The sequence below is a fragment of the Martelella sp. FOR1707 genome (genome assembly GCF_053484265.1).
Genome location: NZ_JBAKFP010000001.1, coordinates 581,680 through 600,392 on the forward strand (window position 1 = coordinate 581,680; position 18,713 = coordinate 600,392).

12 protein-coding genes are annotated in these 18,713 nt (G+C 60.3%); 6 read left to right on the plus strand and 6 right to left on the minus strand.

Features of this window, described 5'->3' with window-relative positions; translation table 11 throughout:
- Nucleotides 1-73 precede the first annotated feature (73 nt).
- Both V6765_RS02555 and V6765_RS02560 read left to right on the plus strand, forming a co-directional pair.
- Complete coding sequence (locus V6765_RS02555) at nt 74-487, plus strand: cupin domain-containing protein (protein WP_448426201.1); 414 nt, start codon at nt 74-76, stop codon at nt 485-487.
- Nucleotides 484-1,053 carry a YbhB/YbcL family Raf kinase inhibitor-like protein gene (locus tag V6765_RS02560; protein WP_448426203.1) on the plus strand — a complete coding sequence of 190 codons (570 nt, stop codon included), beginning with the start codon at nt 484-486 and terminating at the stop codon, nt 1,051-1,053. The genes V6765_RS02555 and V6765_RS02560 overlap by 4 nt, the downstream gene beginning before the upstream one ends.
- A gap of 54 nt (nt 1,054-1,107) precedes the next feature.
- On the opposite strand, the gene V6765_RS02565 is transcribed toward V6765_RS02560, so the two are convergent.
- Complete coding sequence (locus V6765_RS02565; RefSeq protein WP_448426205.1) at nt 1,108-2,028, minus strand: LysR family transcriptional regulator; 921 nt, start codon at nt 2,026-2,028, stop codon at nt 1,108-1,110.
- Between the two features lie 161 nt (nt 2,029-2,189).
- Here V6765_RS02565 and V6765_RS02570 point away from each other — a divergent pair, with 161 nt between their 5' ends.
- Nucleotides 2,190-3,089 (plus strand): branched-chain amino acid transaminase, encoded by a 900-nt coding sequence (locus V6765_RS02570; protein ID WP_448426207.1) that lies wholly within the window; start codon nt 2,190-2,192, stop codon nt 3,087-3,089.
- A 157-nt stretch (nt 3,090-3,246) separates the two neighbouring features.
- Here the strand turns inward: V6765_RS02570 and V6765_RS02575 are convergent, their stop codons facing one another.
- From V6765_RS02575 to V6765_RS02595, 5 genes are all read right to left on the minus strand, one after another.
- Nucleotides 3,247-4,155, minus strand: a complete 909-nt coding sequence (locus V6765_RS02575) for a DMT family transporter (RefSeq protein ID WP_448426209.1) — start codon at nt 4,153-4,155, stop codon at nt 3,247-3,249.
- Entirely contained in the window at nt 4,115-4,663 is a 549-nt protein-coding gene (locus V6765_RS02580) for an RBBP9/YdeN family alpha/beta hydrolase (protein ID WP_448426211.1), read from the minus strand. Before V6765_RS02580 ends, V6765_RS02575 begins: the two co-directional genes overlap by 41 nt.
- A gap of 12 nt (nt 4,664-4,675) precedes the next feature.
- Nucleotides 4,676-4,882, minus strand: coding sequence for a DUF1737 domain-containing protein (locus V6765_RS02585; protein ID WP_448426213.1), 207 nt, complete (start codon nt 4,880-4,882; stop codon nt 4,676-4,678).
- A gap of 120 nt (nt 4,883-5,002) precedes the next feature.
- A complete protein-coding gene (locus V6765_RS02590; RefSeq protein WP_448426215.1) occupies nt 5,003-5,473 on the minus strand; it encodes a hypothetical protein in 471 nt (156 codons plus the stop codon).
- A 72-nt stretch (nt 5,474-5,545) separates the two neighbouring features.
- Nucleotides 5,546-6,433 (minus strand): hypothetical protein, encoded by an 888-nt coding sequence (locus V6765_RS02595; protein ID WP_448426217.1) that lies wholly within the window; start codon nt 6,431-6,433, stop codon nt 5,546-5,548.
- A gap of 589 nt (nt 6,434-7,022) precedes the next feature.
- On the opposite strand from V6765_RS02595, the gene V6765_RS02600 reads away from it, so the two are divergent.
- The 3 genes from V6765_RS02600 (at nt 7,023) to V6765_RS02610 (ending at nt 17,923) form a co-directional block, all read left to right on the plus strand.
- Nucleotides 7,023-14,759, plus strand: coding sequence for an MBG domain-containing protein (locus V6765_RS02600; protein WP_448426219.1), 7,737 nt, complete (start codon nt 7,023-7,025; stop codon nt 14,757-14,759).
- Between the two features lie 64 nt (nt 14,760-14,823).
- Nucleotides 14,824-16,557 carry a ShlB/FhaC/HecB family hemolysin secretion/activation protein gene (locus tag V6765_RS02605; protein WP_448426221.1) on the plus strand — a complete coding sequence of 578 codons (1,734 nt, stop codon included), beginning with the start codon at nt 14,824-14,826 and terminating at the stop codon, nt 16,555-16,557.
- A 328-nt stretch (nt 16,558-16,885) separates the two neighbouring features.
- Nucleotides 16,886-17,923, plus strand: a complete 1,038-nt coding sequence (locus V6765_RS02610) for a helix-turn-helix domain-containing protein (RefSeq protein WP_448426224.1) — start codon at nt 16,886-16,888, stop codon at nt 17,921-17,923.
- Nucleotides 17,924-18,713 lie beyond the last annotated feature (790 nt).

The following is an 18,713-nucleotide window of genomic DNA, read 5'->3' on the forward strand; positions in this document are numbered from 1 at the left end:
AATCGTAACCCTTCGGGCGCTGGCGCTCCAGACACATACCCATGGCGAACCCTATAAAGCCCGGCTGGCGGCTGTGGCGGGCCCGCTCGGCGCGAAACATCTCGGCGCTCGCTATGTCGAGATTTCTCCTGGCAAGAAGGCTTGGCCCTTTCATTGCCACCATGCAAATGACGAGCTCTTTGTCATTCTGGCGGGGGCCGGTGTGCTGCGATATGGCGAGGAAGAACATGACGTAAGCGCTGGTGATGTCGTCGTTTGCCCCGCCGGCGGCGTTGAAACAGCGCATCAATTGCGGGCGGGAGGCTCCGAACCGCTTTGCTATCTGGCGATCAGCTCGATGAATGAGCCCGACGTCCTGGAATATCCCGATAGCGGCAAGGTGGCGGTTTTTGCTGGCTCCGCCCCGGGTGGGGAGAAAGCCGCCCGACGCCTGGAACTGACCGTGAGGAAAAATGCCGCAATCGGCTATTGGGAGGGGGAAGAATGAAGCTGCGACCAAACAAGGGACATGCACTTGCCGTAAACCTTGCGTACCGGGCGCTGACGCTTCTCGCCGCCGCTGCCCTGCTGCCCACATCAGCGCTTGCGATGGAGCTGACCAGCCCATCCTTTGGTGATGGCGGCAGGATTCCGGACCGTCATGCATTGCGCGGACTGGGATGTCTTGGCCAGAACGTCTCACCTGCTCTCGACTGGAGGGACGTGCCGGAGGCGACGAAGAGCTTTGCCGTGACCATGTTCGATCCCGATGCGCCAACCGGGAGCGGCTGGTGGCACTGGGTGCTGGTCAATATTCCCGCCGATGCGACCGGTCTGGCCGAAGGGTCGCGACCGGGAACGGCGATCGCCACGCGGACGGATTTCGGCATGGCAGGCTACGGCGGCCCCTGTCCGCCGGTCGGCGCTGAACCGCATCGCTACGTCATCACCGTCTATGCGCTCGATGTCGACAGCCTGCCGCTGGACAGCCTGTCCTCAGGCGCGATGGCAGGCTTCATGATCAATAGCCATTTGCTCGATAAGGCAAGCATCACGGGGTATTTCGGGCGTTGAAGCATGGCTAAGTCGCCGCAAGGAAGGCGGCTCCGCCGCGCTCGTCCGGTTCGGTCAGGGGCTGGGCAAGGGTTGAGCTGTCTTTGCGGCCTCTGCCAGCATCCAGGTCCGGACATTCCTGATGCGGCGGTCGCGCTCAAGGGCCGGCGGATAGCAGAGGTAATAGCCGGCGTTCACCGGAACTTGGTGCGGCATGATCGGGCAGAGCCTCTCGGCGGCTATGTCGCATGCGGCAATTTCTATGCCCGCGAAGGCTATTCCTGCGCCGTCAATCGCGGCCTTGAGGCCGAGGCCCGAAGAGTCGACGAGTGTGATTGCCGCAGGTCGGGTCGGGCCGCCCGGTAGCGTCTCGTTCCAGCGCTCGAAGTCCTTGCGCCGGTGCTGGGACAGAAACAGGTTGGTCTGCGAGATGGCCTTGCGAATATCGATTTCGTCGTGCGTTTGCCAGTCGGCGGGGCGGCCCAGCAGCGTGACGTTTTCATCGAACAGGCGCTCGGAGAGAACCCCGGCCCATTGCCCGGAACCATGGCGCACCGAGGCATCCGCGACGCCGGCGCCCAGATCGACAGCGGTCTGGGTCGTCGAGATCAAAAGTTCGAAACCGGATCGCGCAAATGGATAGGACGCCATCCGCGGTGACAGCCAATGGACCGCGAATGTCGACAGCATGGACAGGCGCAAGGGACCAAGCTTCCGTTCCTGCTTCATTGTCGCGACAGCCTGAATGATCCGCGTAAAGCCGACGGTGAGATCCGGAGACAGTTGCCGTCCGGTCTCCGTCAGCTCCAGGCGCGGTCCGACGCGGCGCATCAACTCTACCCCGAGCAGATCCTCGAGGATCCTGAGTTGATGACTGACGGCGGAGGGCGTCACGCCGATTTCTTCGGCCGCATCCTTGATCGACATGTGGCGTGCGGCGGCCTCGAAAGCGCGCAGGGCATTCAGCGGCACGGACAATCGCATCGTTTCGGTCATGGCGCGCTCGCTCTCGTATTTCCCGTCACCGCCGGATGCCGCCGTTCTCCTCCTGCACTTGGCATCGAACAATGAAATCTCAGCTTTCTCTGAGGATTGCTCACTCGCCAGGCACGGATGTTGGGTGACAATGGGGTGTCTTTCAAAGGGGCCAAATTGCTATGAGTGACGTGCTTGCCTTCGATGATCGCGATGGCCTGATCTGGCTCGATGGAGCACTCGTTCCCTGGAACGAGGCCCGGCTCCATGTCATGACCCATTCGCTTCATGCTGGCGGGGCCGTGTTCGAAGGAATTCGGGCCTATGACGGATGTATATTTCTGTCCAACGCGCATTTCTCCCGCTTCCAGCGTTCTGCAGAGATCGTCGGGTACACGCTTCCCTATTCGAGCCGTGAGCTCGTCAAAGCATGTGAAGCCGTTCTCTGGGCGAACGAGTTGAAGGATGCCTATATCCGTCCCATTGCCTGGCGCGGCAGCGAGAGCGTGACGGTGGGCGCCCGCAACGCCACTATCCACGTTGCGATTGCCGCCTGGGACTGGCCGACGCCGGCCGCCGAGGGGAGGAGCACGACGGGTATTCGCCTTCAGCTCTCCTCCTGGAGGCGTCCGCGTGCCGATACGGCGCCGACAGCCTCCAAATGCTCCGGCCTCTACATGATCGGCACGCTCGCGCGGCATGCCGCAAATGACGAGGGTTTCGACGATGCCCTGTTGCTCGACGTCGACGGAAATGTTGCCGAAACGACCGCGACGAACATTATACTGGTCGAGGGTCGCAAGCTCGTGTCCCCGGTAGCAGACTGTTTTCTCGACAGTATCACCAAACGCCATGTCTTCGCTCTCGCGCAGAGGGCTGGTCTGGAACTCGAGGAGCGAAAAGTCTCGCTGGAGGAGTTGTGTGCGGCCGATGAAGTCTTCGTTGTCGGCACGTCGATCGAGATTCAACCCGTCGTCGAACTCAAGGGGCCAGTGATCAGAGCCCAATGGAGCGTTGGCCCGCTTACCCAAAGCCTCATCCACAACTTTCGGAACTCGGTTCGCCAAAAATGTCCCGCATAGGCGGACACCCTTGCCCAGAGGGCCGGATTTTGTTGCGGAGGTCATGTCGTTTGTCTCGGAGCAGAACATTTTCGTGATTGCCGATAGTATTTGACGTTACACTTTGCTGAAGGTCTTGAGCAGGTGCTTCCCACGATCAGACGCATAACCGACCGCTTCATGACAGGGACCGGCGCAGGGACGGCAAAAAATACCAGACCACTGCCGCCATTACGATAGAACCACCTGCTATCGCCCATTTTCCTGGATCTTCGGCGAAGGCCAGCCAAACCCAGAGCGGACCGAGGACGACATCCAGAAGCGCGATCAGAGCCGATTCCGATGATGCGACATAGCGCCCACCCGCGAGGAACAACAGGAATGCGAGCGCGGTCGTGAGAAAGGCCAGCATGAATATCAATGCAAGCGCACCATACGCCGGAAGCTGGCCGGATGAGAATGGAAATGCCGCGACCGCGCACAACGCTGCCCCTGCGGCATTGACATGGACTATGTTGAGGGCTCGATTGCGTCGAGTGACGATCAGAAGCGCTCCGAAGCTCAGCGTCATTGCAAGGGCCAGCATGTTGCCCTTGATATCGCTCACCCCCGATGATGTGCCCGCAACGAGCACGATCCCGATCATTGACAACGAGCTCGCCATCAACAGGCGTCGCGAGGCCGCTTCCCGACCGACCGCGAAGGCCAATGCGGGGGTCACGAAGGGGAGTGTCGCGTAGATGATCAGGACGTTTGCAACCGTCGTCATCGTAAGGGCGGCGACATAGCAGAACATTGCGGCGGCAGAGAAGCAGGCGGCCAGGCAAAAGCGCCAGTCGAAACGGACCGCTTCCGCCGGTCTTGCCATGGCGATGGTAACAAGGCAAAGGCAAGCGAAGAGAGAACGCCACAGGATCAGATCCCAGAGCCCAATATCAATTGCGCGCACGAACAGGCCCGCAAGGCTCCAGAGCACGGTTCCTGAGCCAACCAGTATCAGACCGTAGATGCGCCGTCTCCCGCCATGTTCCTCCGACCGCCGCATCTCAGGCAGATTGCCAGTCCAGCCCGGCGCAGAACGCAGCAAGGAGCATCCGCCCCTGTTCCCAGTTGCCGAGACCGCTTGCGTCGTTGATATGGCCGCACGGGCCGATCTCGATGAAACCGGCGTACCATTCTTCCGCGCGCGCTTTCACATAATCCGGTGAGGCATAGGGATCGTTGGCGCTTGCAACGATGAGGGCCGGGAACGGCAGGCGACGGTGTGGCGGGTTTGCGAAGCTGGACGCTGCTGTCGGGAATGCAGCGGAAGCGGGATCGGGGACTGCGACCAGAAAAGCACCCATAATCCGCCCCGCGACCCTCTCTGCCGCGTGCGCGACAAGCAGGCAGGCCAGACTGTGCGCGACGAGAACAGGCGGCGATGGCAACCTCTCGATTTGCCGTTCCAGCGTATCTTGCCAGTCTGCAAGTTCGGGCTTGTCCCAGTCGGAAGGATGGAACCGGGTAAAGCAAGGCTCTGACGTCTCCCAATGCGTTTGCCAGTGGGTTTCACCGGAACCGCCGATACCTGGCAATGTGATGAATGAGGTCATTCCGTCGCCCTTCTATTGTTGGGAAAAATCCATCGAAGGCTCGTAACTGCGGTCAGGAACATCCTTCGTGATCGCCTGCCCGCAAATCACGGCCTGACGCACGCCGTCGTAGGTCAGGACCGGGCTCCCGTGCAGGCTCCAGCCCTGGTTGAGGGCCTCGGTAATGCGGTGAGAGAACGCAGCGTCATCGACACCGGTCAGCAGACGATAAGCGTTCATGGTGAAGCTCCGTGATCTCTCACTTCAAATCATAAGCATCTTCAGGAGGCGCTAAACTGAAGTCATCTCAGGCAATCCGCAGTATTTCTCATTTCGCCATTTCTTGGATCGGCCTGGAGTTCAGCGATCAAGCAGGTCGCTCGCCCGAGCCGACAGGGGGCACCCCTTCTCTGCAAGCCGTTTGATCGCGTCGCGTGCGATATCCCTGTTGCCCGTGTTGCCGACGAAGCTCGACAGAGAATCCGAAAATTCCAGCACGATATTGGCCGTCCCGACAGTTTGTCGGTAGTCCACACGGGAAACCACGTCATAGGGTTTCGTGCGCCGCCTGATTACACGGCACTCGATATGGTCGGCGTGCAAAATAAGCGTTGGCTTCAGGTCACTCGATGACCAGCAAATCCAGGGTACGCCCCGCCAGCCCGAAAATGCTGCGACCAACGGAATATTCGCGATGTCTCCTGCGGTCTCGATCCTGCTGTGCCTCACCGCCGACAGGCGGCTCTTGATGTAGAGAAATATCGTCAGCCAGCCGACACCGATAAGCAAGACGATGGCGAAAATGAAAATCGTGGCTTCCGCTTTGCTCATCTGTGCTGGCCTGCCGTTTTGAGCCTTGTGGGAAACGCGCGTTTTGCGGGACGCATCTTCCAGCCGATCATCTCAATAATCGTAGTTTTCATATTCGCGGGTACTCAGTTCATCGTCCGGAATGAATTCTTCTTCATCGAGGGTGAACGCCACCCAAGCCCGCATATGGAGTGTGAACAACGGCTCGTCTGCCGACCTGGCAAGGGCAAGAGCGGCGCTGCGGGCCTCTCCGATCGACCAACCCGTACTGTTGAGGGTCAACCAGGCCTCCTTTAGACGACCGCTTTTAAGGTACTCTCCGAAAACCTGGTTCAGCGGCGCATTCGCGACAAGCCAAGGCGGTAGTTGAGATGCCCCATTTCTCAGCCACGAGCGCCCGTGCTCACTGAGCTCGAAATAGGCGACATCATTTGTATTCTCGTCAGATAAACCGGACAGGCTGATCGCCGACAGCGCAGCCCGTCGTTCGCCGATGCCAATGGGCACGCGTCCAGTATACGCGGCGAGCTTGTCCAGCTTGTCCGGATCGTCACCGAATTCGAGGGTATGTGCGTCTATTTCAGCAAATTGACGACCCGAAATCCCGGCCGCCTTACTAAATGACGCTATTTCTTCCGTCTCATCGTCCCCATCCGTGTAAACGAGCGCCCGGACCAACAGCCAGTTCGCAAATTGCTCATCATCAAGAGCGATCTCCTCCAGCAGGAAGTGGTCCTCCGGGCCCGCGCAGACATAGCGTCGGATGTGGTCCGGCTCGTCACAGAACCAGCGCATCCAGATCCCTTCATATTCCGGCAAGCTACCATTCGAGGTGATGGGAATGAGAGCGGGCGGGCAACCATAGTATTCGGCAGGCTGACCGATCAGAAAGGTTTCTTTCAGGAGTGAACCGAGCCGGTACTGCCGGAGCCAAGATGGCGCGCTCAATTCATCGAGGAGTGCATCATATCGATCGAGCATGAGCCTCAACTTTCTATGAAACCCTTCGCTCGATAATACAAATTCGCCGCGCCGAACACTGAAGCCTTCTCAATTCAGGTGAAGCAATTCTCATTCAGGCGCAAGCAGAAGTCCGCAGCGGCATGCCGGTGACGCATCAAAAGCGACGCGCAACCATCATCAAATGCAAACGCCGAGCGGGAAGTGGAAGGATGGCGAACCGGCTTTGAATTCTTCTGTTCACTCGTCAGCAGTCAAGACATCTTCCCAAGATCTGGCGCAACCGTAACTGAGTTTGAACGCTATACGCTGCAACCTTCAATTTATCTACTGAAATGCCGCCAGGAGCCAGTTTCGTGCGCGCGGGATTGGATGTCCCACAAGCTGATCCTCCAGTTAAACAGCAAAAGCTTGCTTTCCAACAGAAAATTGGAATCACAGCCGTTTCGCATCTCTGCTTTTTAATCCTTCCTGAAAACGGAAACTATCATGCATCAGGCTTACATTTTAGCAATTGATGTTGTAGCTTTCGCTTACGAAGCTTCGGGACGTGGCTCATCTGTGATTCTATCCTGTCTCGAGCTTTCGCTTGAAGCTATTGGGGGGTTGCATGGTGGACCGTTCTTTCGGAAGCCAGCGTATAAACGTCGCACGCCTTTCGGCGCGTTTTGCGCTGGGTCTTTTGGCATCTTCGGCTTTGTCCTTACCGGCTTTCGCGGGCGGTGCGCTGCCTACTGGCGGACAGGTGGTCTCGGGTTCTGCCCATATCGGTTCAGCCGGCGGCGCGATGACGGTAACGCAAGGCTCCGACAGGGCGATCGTCAACTGGCAGAGCTTCAACATCGGCGAGCCCAACAGCGTCGACTTCGTCCAGCCGGGCGTCAATGCGGCGATCCTCAACCGCGTTACCGGCAATACGCGGTCCTCGATTGCGGGGGCGCTTTCCGGCAATGGCCAGGTCTTTCTTGTCAACCCCAATGGCATCGCGATCACGCCGACCGGGACGGTCAAGGCCGGCGGGGGCTTTGTGGCCTCGACGCTCGATATCACCAATGACGACTTCATGTCCGGCAATATGGTGTTCCGCGGCAATGGGGCGTCCGGCACTGTTACCAATGAAGGCGTGGTGACGATCGGGCGCGGCGGCTATGTCGCGCTGATGGGCGGCAAGGTCAAGAACAGCGGTTTGATCGCGGTTCCCTATGGCAAGGCCGGACTTGGCGCGGGCGAGGAGATCACGCTTGATCTGTCCGGTGACGGCTTCATGCAGGTGGCGGTTCCCTCGTCGCTGATTGATGACGGCGAGGCGCTGGTTGAAAATTCCGGCACGGTGACGGCCGAAGGCGGCGTGATCGTGATGAAGGCGGCGACGGCGCGGGCGGCAGCGCGCCACGCCGTCAATCTTTCCGGCGTTGCCGAGGCGCGCTCTGTTTCGGGCCGTAATGGCAAGATCACGCTTGGCGGCGGCGATGGCGGCAAGGTGACGGTCACCGGCAAGGTCTCGACCCGCGCCAAGCAGGCCCAGCCAAAGACGACCAGGGGCGGCGCGATCCAAATCACCGGACTTGAGATCAATCTCGATGATGCCGTCATCGATGCCTCCGGCTATGGCGCGGGCGGCAAGGTGCGTATCGGCGGCGACTGGCAGGGCACGGGCGATATTCCGCATGCCGATATCCTGACGGTGAGCGCCGGCACGGTGATCAGCGCCGATGCAGTCTCCCAGGGCAATGGTGGCTCGGTTGTGTTGTGGTCCGATCACCGCACCGATTTCGCCGGCCGGATCAGCGCCAAGGGTGCGACCGGAACCGGCGGCGATGCCGAGGTTTCCGGCAAGGCGCTGCTTTCCTATACCGGCTTTGCTGATCTCACGGGCGCTGCAGGCTTCGGCTCGCTGCTGCTCGATCCTTACAATGTCACGATTTCGAACGGCGACAACCAGACGTCGTCCGGCTTCACCGCATCGGGCGATAACAGCGTCATCAATGTCGCTACGCTGCAAACGGCGCTGGCCGGCGCGAATGTCACGGTCTCGACCGGTTCCGGCGGCAGCCAGGACGGTGATATCACCGTTGCCGATGCCGTCACCTGGAACTCGGGCTCCACGCTGACGCTGTCGGCCTATCGCAACATCGCGGTCAACGCCAATCTTTCAGGCGGCACGGGGTCCAAGATCGTCTTGCGCGCCGATAGCGGCGCCACCGGCAACGGCACGGTCAGTTTCGGCTCCGGCATCAAGGCAACCGCCAGCGGCGGGGTCTCGCTCTACTACAATCCGGGATCTTACGCCGCTCCGATCGGCTATTCTGCCAATGCGGGCAGCGGCACGGCGCTGACGGCTTACATGCTCGTCAACACGCTCGACAATCTCCAGGCCATCAACACCAATCTTTCGGGAACCTACGCGCTCGGATCGGATATTGACGCCAACGCGACCGCCGCCTGGAATTCCGGCGCGGGTTTTGAGCCGATCGGGAATTATAATTCCCAATTCACAGGCACGTTTGACGGCGACGGGCATGTGATCAGCGGGCTGACGATAAATCGCTCCGGCAAGGGTTATATCGGCCTGTTCGGATATACGAATTCGGGCGCGGTCGTTCGCGATGTCGGCCTTGAAGGTGGCAGTATTACGGGCGGCGATAGCGTTGGCGGTCTGGTTGGTTATAATTATCTGGGCACGATCAGCAATGCTTATGCGACCGGCAGCGTTACAGCCAGCGGCAATAGGGCTGGCGGTCTGGTCGGGTCTAATTCTTATGGCACAATTAGCGATTCCTATGCGACCGGCAGCGTAACGGGTAGCCAACGTGTCGGTGGTTTGGTCGGGTTCAATACTAATGGGACGATCCGCAATGCCCACGCGACCGGCAGCGTCGCTGGCAGCGACTACTATGTCGGAGGGCTGGTCGGGTACATCTCTTCTGGCACGATCAGCGATGTCTATGCGACTGGCAGCGTCTCGGGCAGCGACAGCTTTGTTGGGGGGCTTGTCGGGAGCATTTCTTCTGGCACGATCAGCAATGCCTATGCGACCGGCAGCGTTGCGGGCAGCAAGGACGCTGTCGGCGGATTGGTCGGGTACAGTGTTGGCACGGTCAAAACCGCCTATGCGACCGGTAGCGTTACAGGCGGCGAACATGTCGGCGGTCTGGTCGGGCGCAATTTCTCGGGCACGATCAGCAACGCCTATGCGACCGGCAGCGTCTCGGGCACGAGCTCTGTCGGCGGTCTGGTCGGTTCCAGGTCAGGCGATACGATCGGGAATTCCTATTTCGACACGCAGACTACGGGTCAAACGAATGGCGTCGGCACAGGCGAGGAAACCGGCGTCACCGGTTTGACGACTGCCCAGGCGCGTTCCGCAAGTTTCTACACGACCTTTGATTTCACCAACACCTGGTATCAGGCCGGCGACATGCGGCCGATCCTGCGTTCCGAGGCGGCAGCGCCCGTGGATGGGGTGATCTCGGTCTCCAACCTGCACCAACTCCAGCTCATCGGCGCCAATCTTTCCGCAAGCTATCGGCTGACTGGCGATATCGACGCCAGCGCCACCAATGCGAAAGCCGAAGATTATGATGCGAGCGGCATCTGGGGCACTGGCGGCTTCGTGCCGATCGGGAATAACAGCACCTCGTTCACCGGCACATTTGACGGCGACGGGCATGCGATCACCGAGCTGACAATCGATCGCTCCGATACGAGTTATGTCGGCCTGTTCGGATATACGGGTTCGGGGGCGGCTATTCGTGATATCGGCCTTGAAGGCGGCAGCGTGACGGGCGACTCTGCTGTCGGTGGATTGGTTGGGTACAACTACGGCACGATCAGCAATGCCTATGCGACCGGCAGTGTTTCGGGATACGGCACTCTCGGCGGGCTGGTCGGGCTAAACTTTACCGGCGCCATCAGCAACACCTATGCGAGCGGCAGCGTCAGGGGCAGCGGCGACTCTGTGGGCGGTCTCGTCGGGCTCAATATTTCTGGCGCGATCAGCAACGCCTATGCGAGTGGCAGTGTTACGGGCGGGGAAAACTATGTCGGCGGTCTGGTCGGATACAATTATGGCACGGTCAGCAACGCCTATGCGACCGGCAGCGTCTTGGGCAGCGCCGACTATGTCGGCGGGCTGATCGGGTTCAATGATGGTGGCACGATCACCAATGTCTATGCGAGCGGCAGCGTTTCGAGCAGTGGCGATAATGTCGGCGGTCTAGTCGGCCGCAATTCCGGCACGATCAAAGCATCTTATTTCGACAATCAAACAACGGGCCAATCGAGTGGCGCCGGTTCAGGCTCCGCTTCCGGCGTGACCGGCCTGACCACCGAGCAGTTCCAGGATACCGACTATTTCTACACGCTGGCGTCGGCTGCCGGCTGGGATTTCGAGACGGTCTGGGCGCCGCCGAGCCAGGACTATTACCCGGAGCTTTACGCGCTTTCCGACGTGGTCTTCGTCAAGACCGATGGCCAGACCATCACCTATGGCGAGGCGCCGGGCGCGCTCACCTATTCCGGCGTCTATGGTGGCCACAGCGGCGCGGGCGATTTCGCGCCGACGCTGACAACTTCTGCGACGTCGACATCGAACGTCGGCAGCTACGCTATCTCCGGCCAGTCAAGCTTTGAGGGTGATGACGGGATCACCTACCGCGCCGTCTACGGACCGGGCGTGGTGACGATCAACAAGGCCAAGCTGACGGTCACGGCTGATGACGGTACGATGGTTTATGGCGACGCGGTGCCCACAGATCTGGGCTACATGATCTCGGGCTGGAAGAATTCCGACAGCGGCAGCGTGAGCGGGGTGAATGTCGTGACCAATGCGACATCGTCTTCGGGTGTGGGGACTGGCTACATCACCACCGCATCCGGCGGCTCGATCGGGAGCACGGCTGCCGGCAATTACACGCTGGATTATGTGGACGGCAGTTTCTCGGTCACCGCACGCCCGATCACCGTCACGGCGGATAACAAATCCAAGACCTATGGCGATGCGGCGAGCCTCACCTACATGGTCACCTCCGGTTCGCTGGTCAATGACGATACGCTCACTGGCGCGCTCGCCAGCGATGGGGCGGCGAAGACGGCTGATGCCAAAACTTATGACATCACCCAGGGCACGCTTTCCAACGCCAATTACGACATTACCTATGAAAAGGGCACGCTGACGGTCAACAAGGCCGCGCTGAAGATCACGGCGAAGGATGCGACGAAGACGTATGGCACTGTTGCCGATCTGACGGCCTATTCGGTCAACGGTCTGGTCAACGAGGACACGGTGACCGGCGTGACGCTTGCAAGCGAGGGCAGCGCGAAGACCGCGTCCGTCGACGGCTACGACATCATCGCCAGCGCCGCGGCGGGCACGGGTCTTTCGAACTACACGATCAGCTATGTCGACGGCACGCTGACGGTGAATCCGGCCGCTCTGAAGATTACGGCGAAGGATGCGTCGAAGACATATGGCACTGTTGCCGATCTTACGGCCTATTCGGTCAACGGTCTGGTCAATGAAGACACGGTGACTGGTGTGACGCTTGCAAGCGCCGGCAGTGCGAAGACCGCCACCGTCAACGGCTACAACATCATCGCCAGCGCCGCGACGGGCACGGGTCTTTCGAACTACACGATCGGCTATGTCGACGGCACACTGACGGTCGATCCCGCCACTCTGAAGATTACGGCGAAGGATGCGACGAAGACGTATGGCAATATTGCCGATCTGACGGCCTATTCGGTCAACGGTCTGGTCAACGAAGACGCGGTGACCGGCGTGACGCTTGCAAGCGCCGGCAGTGCGAAGACCGCCACCGTCAACGGCTACGATATCATCGCCAGCGCCGCGACGGGCGCGGGTCTTTCGAACTACACGATCAGCTATGCCAACGGCACACTGACGGTGAATCCGGCCGCTCTGACGATCACGGCGACGGATGCGTCGAAGACATATGGCACGGTTGCCAATCTGACGGGCTACGACGTGGATGGTCTGGTCAACGAGGACACGGTGAGCGGGGTGACGCTTGCAAGCGCCGGCAGCGCTGCGACGGCAAATGTCAACGACTACGACATCATCGCCAGCGCCGCGACGGGCACGGGTCTTTGGAACTACACGATCAGCTATGCCGACGGCACGCTGACGGTCGATCCCGCCGCTCTGACGATCACGGCGAAGGATGCGTCGAAGACGTATGGCGCCGTTGCCAATCTGACGGGCTACGACGTGGATGGTCTGGTCAACGAGGACACAGTGAGTGGCGTGACGCTTGCAAGCGCTGGCAGCGCTGCGACGGCGAATGTCAACGCCTACGACATCATCGCCAGCGCCGCTACGGGCACTGGGCTATCGAACTACACGATCAGCTATGACAAGGGCACGTTGACGGTCAACAAAGCAACGTTGCTGGTCACGGCTGATAATGGCTCAATGGTTTACGGCTCAACGCCGCCGGCCGATATCGGCTACACGGTTTCGGGCTGGAGGAATGACGACACCGGCAGCGTGACCGGCGCGACCGTCGTTACCGATGCGACGTCAAGCTCGAATGTGGGCAGCGGTTACGTCACCACCGCCTCCGGCGGCTTGATCGCGGGCGCCGCTGCCGGCAATTACGATCTTTCCTATGCGCCCGGCAGCTTCTCGGTTACCCCGCGTGCCCTGAAGATCACGGCCAAGGACGCGTCAAAGACTTACGGCGATGTCGCCAGCCTGACCGGTTATTCCGTCAATGGCCTTGTCAACGGTGACGAGGTGAAAGCCGTAGACCTGACGAGCGTTGGCAGAGCGGCCACCGCCGATGCCGCCACCTATGGCATCGTCGCCTCGGACGCGACGGGCTCGGGTCTTTCGAACTACAAGATCAACTATGTCGACGGCACATTGACGGTCAACAAGGCCACGCTGACGGTCACGGCGAATGACGGATCAATGATCTACGGCGATGCCGTGCCGACGATCGGCTACGCTGTTAGCGGCTGGAAGAACGGGCAGGGCGATGCGCTTCTGACCGGGGTGAACGTTGCCACGAATGCGAGCTCGATCTCCAATGTCGGCAGCACATATTCCACGTTTGCCGCTGGCGGGGAACTGTCCGGCGCGGCCCTCGGCAATTACATGCTCAACTATGTCGATGGCAGTTTCGCTGTGACGCCGCGGGCCTTGACGGTGACGGCATCGGATGCGGTCAAGACCTATGGCGATACAGTTAGCCTGAACGGGTTCACCGTCACCGGGCTCGTGAATGGCGACAGCGTCTCCGCCGTTTCCGAAAAGAGCCTTGGCGCGGGTGCCGAAGCTGATGTCGGCAGTTACGACATCGTCGCTGGCGGTGCGACGGGCACGGGTCTTTCGAACTACGTGATCAGCTATGACAAGGGCACGCTGACGGTCGAAAAGGCGGCGCTGACGGTCACGGCCGACAACGGCCTCATGATCTATGGCGATGCCGTGCCGGCGATCGGCTACGCGGTTTCGGGCTGGAAGAACGGCCAGAACGGGTCGCTGCTTTCCGGTGTTGTTGTGAAGACGGATGCGACCTCGTCTTCCGATGTCGGGACCGGCTACAGCACCGCCGCTTCGGGTGGCGCGCTTTCCGGTGCTGCCTTGGGCAATTACGACATCAGCTATGTGGCCGGGTCGATGACGGTTGAGCGCCGCGCGATCACGGTTGCGGCCAATGCCGCCGTTAAGACCTATGGCGATCTCGGTCTGTTGAGCTACACGGTTGGCGGCATGGGGCTTGTCAATGGCGATAGCCTTTCGGGCGAACTTGAAAGCGCCGGTGTATCCGGGCTTGCGGATGTCGGCTCCTATGCGATCACGCAAGGCTCGGTGACCGATGCCGCCAATGGCAATTACGCGATCAGCTATGAGAGCAACACGCTTGCCGTCACGCCGCGCGCGGTGACCGTGACCGCCAATGATGCGGACAAGGAAGTCGGCACCCCGGCGGGGGCGTTCACCTGGTTCGTCAGCGCGGGCAATCTCGTCAATGGTGACGCGCTCTCGGGCACGCTTGAAAGCGCCGGCGCGCCGGCCGATGCGCCGGTCGGCGTCTATGCGATTACGGCAGGCAGCCTGACGGATGCGCAGAACTCCAATTATGCCATCAACTTCGTGCCGGGCGAACTTGAGGTTCTCTCGATCCCGGCCCCGGCGGTGGCGGGCAGTCTGCCGCTTCCGGAGGCTCAGTTCGGTCCGGGCGGCTTTGCGGGACCGGGTGGGTCGATGGCTTTCTTTGGTTTGCGGAACCCGGGCAGCCCGTTGATCTTGGCCGATCAATCGCTGGATTCCTTCACGCTATGCGGGACTGGGGCGCAGACGCTGATTGTGTGCCGGTAACGGGACCCGGGCATTGCATTGGAATGATCCGCTGATGCGGGCGAGATTGCTGGAGTGGGACTAGATGCGAATTTCAACGAACGCCGTGACGCTGGCAGGCGTCTTTCTTATCGGCGCGCTCCAGACGGGCCCTGCGTTTGCCCAGACCGCCGGCCAGGTGGTCGAGCCCTCCTATGCCCCGCCTGTGATCCGTCAGCAGAGCGGCGGGCTCGTTCTGCCGCAATCGACGGGGCAGGAAGCGCCGGAAGGGGCGGATCAGCTGTTCGTCACGCCCTCGGGTCTCGATATCGAAGGCGGGCTGCCCGCGCTTGCCGGCGAGACCGAACGCATCGAGGCGGAGTTCACCGACAAGCGGGTCAGCGCCGCCGATCTGTTCAGGGCGGCAAACGAGCTCGAGCTTGCCTATATCCGCGCCGGCTATCCGCTGGTGCGCGTGTCGCTGCCGCCACAGACGATCGAGGACGGGCAGGAATTGAAGCTGGTGGTTAGTTCCGGCTATGTCGAGGGCGTCGACACCGCGGCTCTGCCCGAGCCCGTAAGGCGCCGGGTGGACGCAGTGATGGCGCCGCTGGTCGATGCCGAGAACCCGAGCGAGAAGGAAATCGAGCGCCGTCTGCTTCTGGCCGGCGATACGCCCGGCTATGACATGACGTCGACCCTGAAGCGGGGGGATACGCCAGGCGGCACGCTGCTGGAGCTTGCCGGCCGCTATGATCCGGTGACCGGCTTTATCGGCGTTGCCAACGACCTGACGGAAGAGCTTGGTGACTATTCGATCAGCGCCGGCGTCAATTTCAACAATCTCCTGGGCCTCGGCGAGGTCGGCTATCTGCAGGTCGGCGGCTGGCCGGGCTTCTCGGAGGGCAATTTTTTCTCCGACGATCCGCGCAACCGACAGATCGTGGCGGGCTTTACGCTGCCAATGGGCACGGATGGCATCTGGCTCAACGTCGAGGGCGTCGACAGCCGCACGCGGTCGGATACCGGTCTCGGCTATGACTTGCCCGATCATTACCAGCGGCTTTCGACCAATATCGGCTATGACTGGCTGAGAAGCCGCGCCGCCAACGCGTCCACCGTCATCAGCTTCGATATCATCGACGAGGAGCAAACGTTCAGATCGCCCGGGCTGACGACGCCGTTCACCCTCGACCGGCTGCGGGTGATCCGGTTGACCCAGTCCGGCGACTATTTCTTCACCTCCGGCGCAAGGGTTGCGGGTTCGGCGACGCTGTCGCTCGGTCTCGATGGGCTCGGCGCCTATCAGCCGACAGCCACGCTGCCGATGTCGCGCGATGGCGCGGAGCCGGATTTCCAGAAGCTGAAGGCCGAGGGCAGCTATCTTCAGCCACTCGGCGATCTCTTCAATCTGTCACTGACGGCCAAGGCCCAGACATCGTTCGGCAAGCCGCTGGCCTCGTCGGAACAGATGGGCCTTGGCGGGCTTAACTGGGTCTCGGCCTATATGGTGAGCGAGATCGAGGCGGACACCGGTGCGGTCATGCGCGCGGAACTTGCCTATCCGACCACGTTCCGCCCGTTTGAAGCCCATACCGGCTTTGCGGTCTCGGCCGCGCCTTACGTGTTCGCCGCCGGCGGCATCGCAAAGCTTGAACAACCGACAGTGCTGGAAGACGAAATCACCCGCGCGGGATCCGTCGGCATCGGCATCCGCTTCGCCGCCGCCGAAATCGACAGCCCCTATGACGGCAGCCTGACGCTCGAATACGCCCACGGCGCCAGCAATGCAGATGGCGATGCCAACCGCTTCAACCTCAGCTTCGTAACCAGGTTCTGATCTGGCCGGGTTTCACTGCAGTTATCGAGCCTGCATGCCAGTTTGTGGCTGCGCCGAACGTTGAAAATCCGCCGACCGCGGACACAGCTCAGAGTGTCAAGCGGTTGTTTCGCAGGGTACGTCAAAGCAACCTTCTTCAAGGAGATATCGCTGAGAGTGCGAACAGCGACATATTGCGCTTCCAGGTGATCCAGCGAGCGGAAGTCGAAACCAAGGGGCCAGTGATGGGCGGGCCCGCCGCCGAGGCGACTTGCGCTTCAGCTTATCTTTCGTCAAGCTACGAGAAGAAAATAGGTGTCGGCAGTACTGCTTCCATAGGGAGACTTTTTTGCCAGAAGAGACCAGAACCGGGCCAATCGGTGAGGATTTGATCCCGCGCGATTCGTTCTCTAGCACCGATTACGGGCAGTGGCGGGAGGCCATCAGTCAGCTTTACGTTCCCAGTCTTGACGACGCGGCAAGGCGTCCGTTTCGGGTCGAGATGAACAGCTTCATGCTGGGGATCGGGACACTGGGACGCTGCACAAGCGTTGAGCAGGCCTTCTCGCGCAGCCGCGCCCAGATCGGCCGAGACGGCATCGACAACTACATGGTTCAGATATTCCGAACAGGGCGGTGCCATGCCCGTTCGCCAGGCGGCGACATCACGCTTGATGCCGGCGACATCTGCATTTTCGATAACACCGAACCCCTCGACACCATCAATGAGGACTTTGACCTCATGGCGCTCGCCATTCCGCGCAGCAGGCTCGCTCCGTTGCTGCATGATCCGGACGGACAGCACTATCGTCGCGTCCGCGGCGACATTCCGCTCGCCCGCCTTTTCCGTTCTCATGTTATGGATGTCTATCGCATGGCGCCTACCATGAATGCGGAGGACGGCCCGCAGGTTTTTTCGGCGCTCGTCCATTTCCTCGCTGCTGTCATCAACGGCGGCAGGGACCTCACCGGCGACCAGAAGACCTTGCTGCGAAAGAGTTTGATGCAGGAGGTGCGCCAGCATATCGACAACAACCTCGATAGCGACAAACTCACGGTGGAGGACATCTCTGCACGGTTCGGGATGTCGCGCTCCCGGCTCTATGCGCACTTCGAACCGCATGGTGGCGTCGCCGCTTTCGTGCGTCAGCGACGTCTGGCGTCGGCTTATCAGAAGCTTACCGATCCGCTGGCGCCGCAACCCAAAATCAACATCGTCGCCACGTCGGTGGGGTTCCAATCCGAGAGCGCCTTCATCAAGGCTTTTCGCCGGCAATACGGAATGACGCCAGGCGAAGCCAGGCGCCAGCCGCATGTGGGCGCCGCGCTCTCCTCAAACGCCGCCGCATCCAAATATATCTGGTCTGACTGGTATACGCGCCTCTGATACGGACCGGCGCAGTGCCGGAGAATGTCATTTCAGGACGTTCGACACATAATTAAGGACGTTCGAGCGATACAAGGTGTTTTTCTTCCGTTAGTCAGAATGTGGATCCGATGGGCAGCGATTGCGGATGCTCATGGAGAGCCCACGGGACCGGAGATATGAAATGCCAGCTACCGCAAAGAGGAGAGGGCGCGCATTCTCGAGGTGCTCTCGGTTTGGCTGGCGTCCGACCGGTGCTGTGCCTCGGCCGTGTCCTTTTCTTTGAATTCGCAGGAAAAATTCGCGGCTACTGCCAAACCTTGACGGCCCTATCACAAAAAATGACTTTTAACGACAGATTTCAGCCTTCCAGATCCGGCCGCTCCAACAGGAGGGCTTTGCGCCTCTTCGTCTGTTCTTGCGGTCATAGCTTGCGTTTCGGGACGTCGGCCTGTGGTCGGTGCGGCCGTGATACGCCTGTTTACAATCGGCGCTGGCCCCTTTGGCTGCTTTGTTTCCTCATCTGTACTTTCGCTTTGCTTTTATTGCCTCTCCTGTTCAAAGTTTCATTGCAATAGAAGTTTAGATGTAAATCGGCGTCGAACCCCATGTCGATTTTCACACATAATGCAAACCGGTCAGCCGTTCAGCGGCTACAGGGAGCAGGTCGTCGGTTCATATCGCTTCAAGACCCTTGTTACTGTCGCACAAGATGGGTGTCGGGACCCAAGAACAAGGCGTAGCCTTGAAGCACCGCTTTGTGTTCGTTCCGGACATGCGAGTGGCATCGGCTGATGTCATCGTAAAGGCG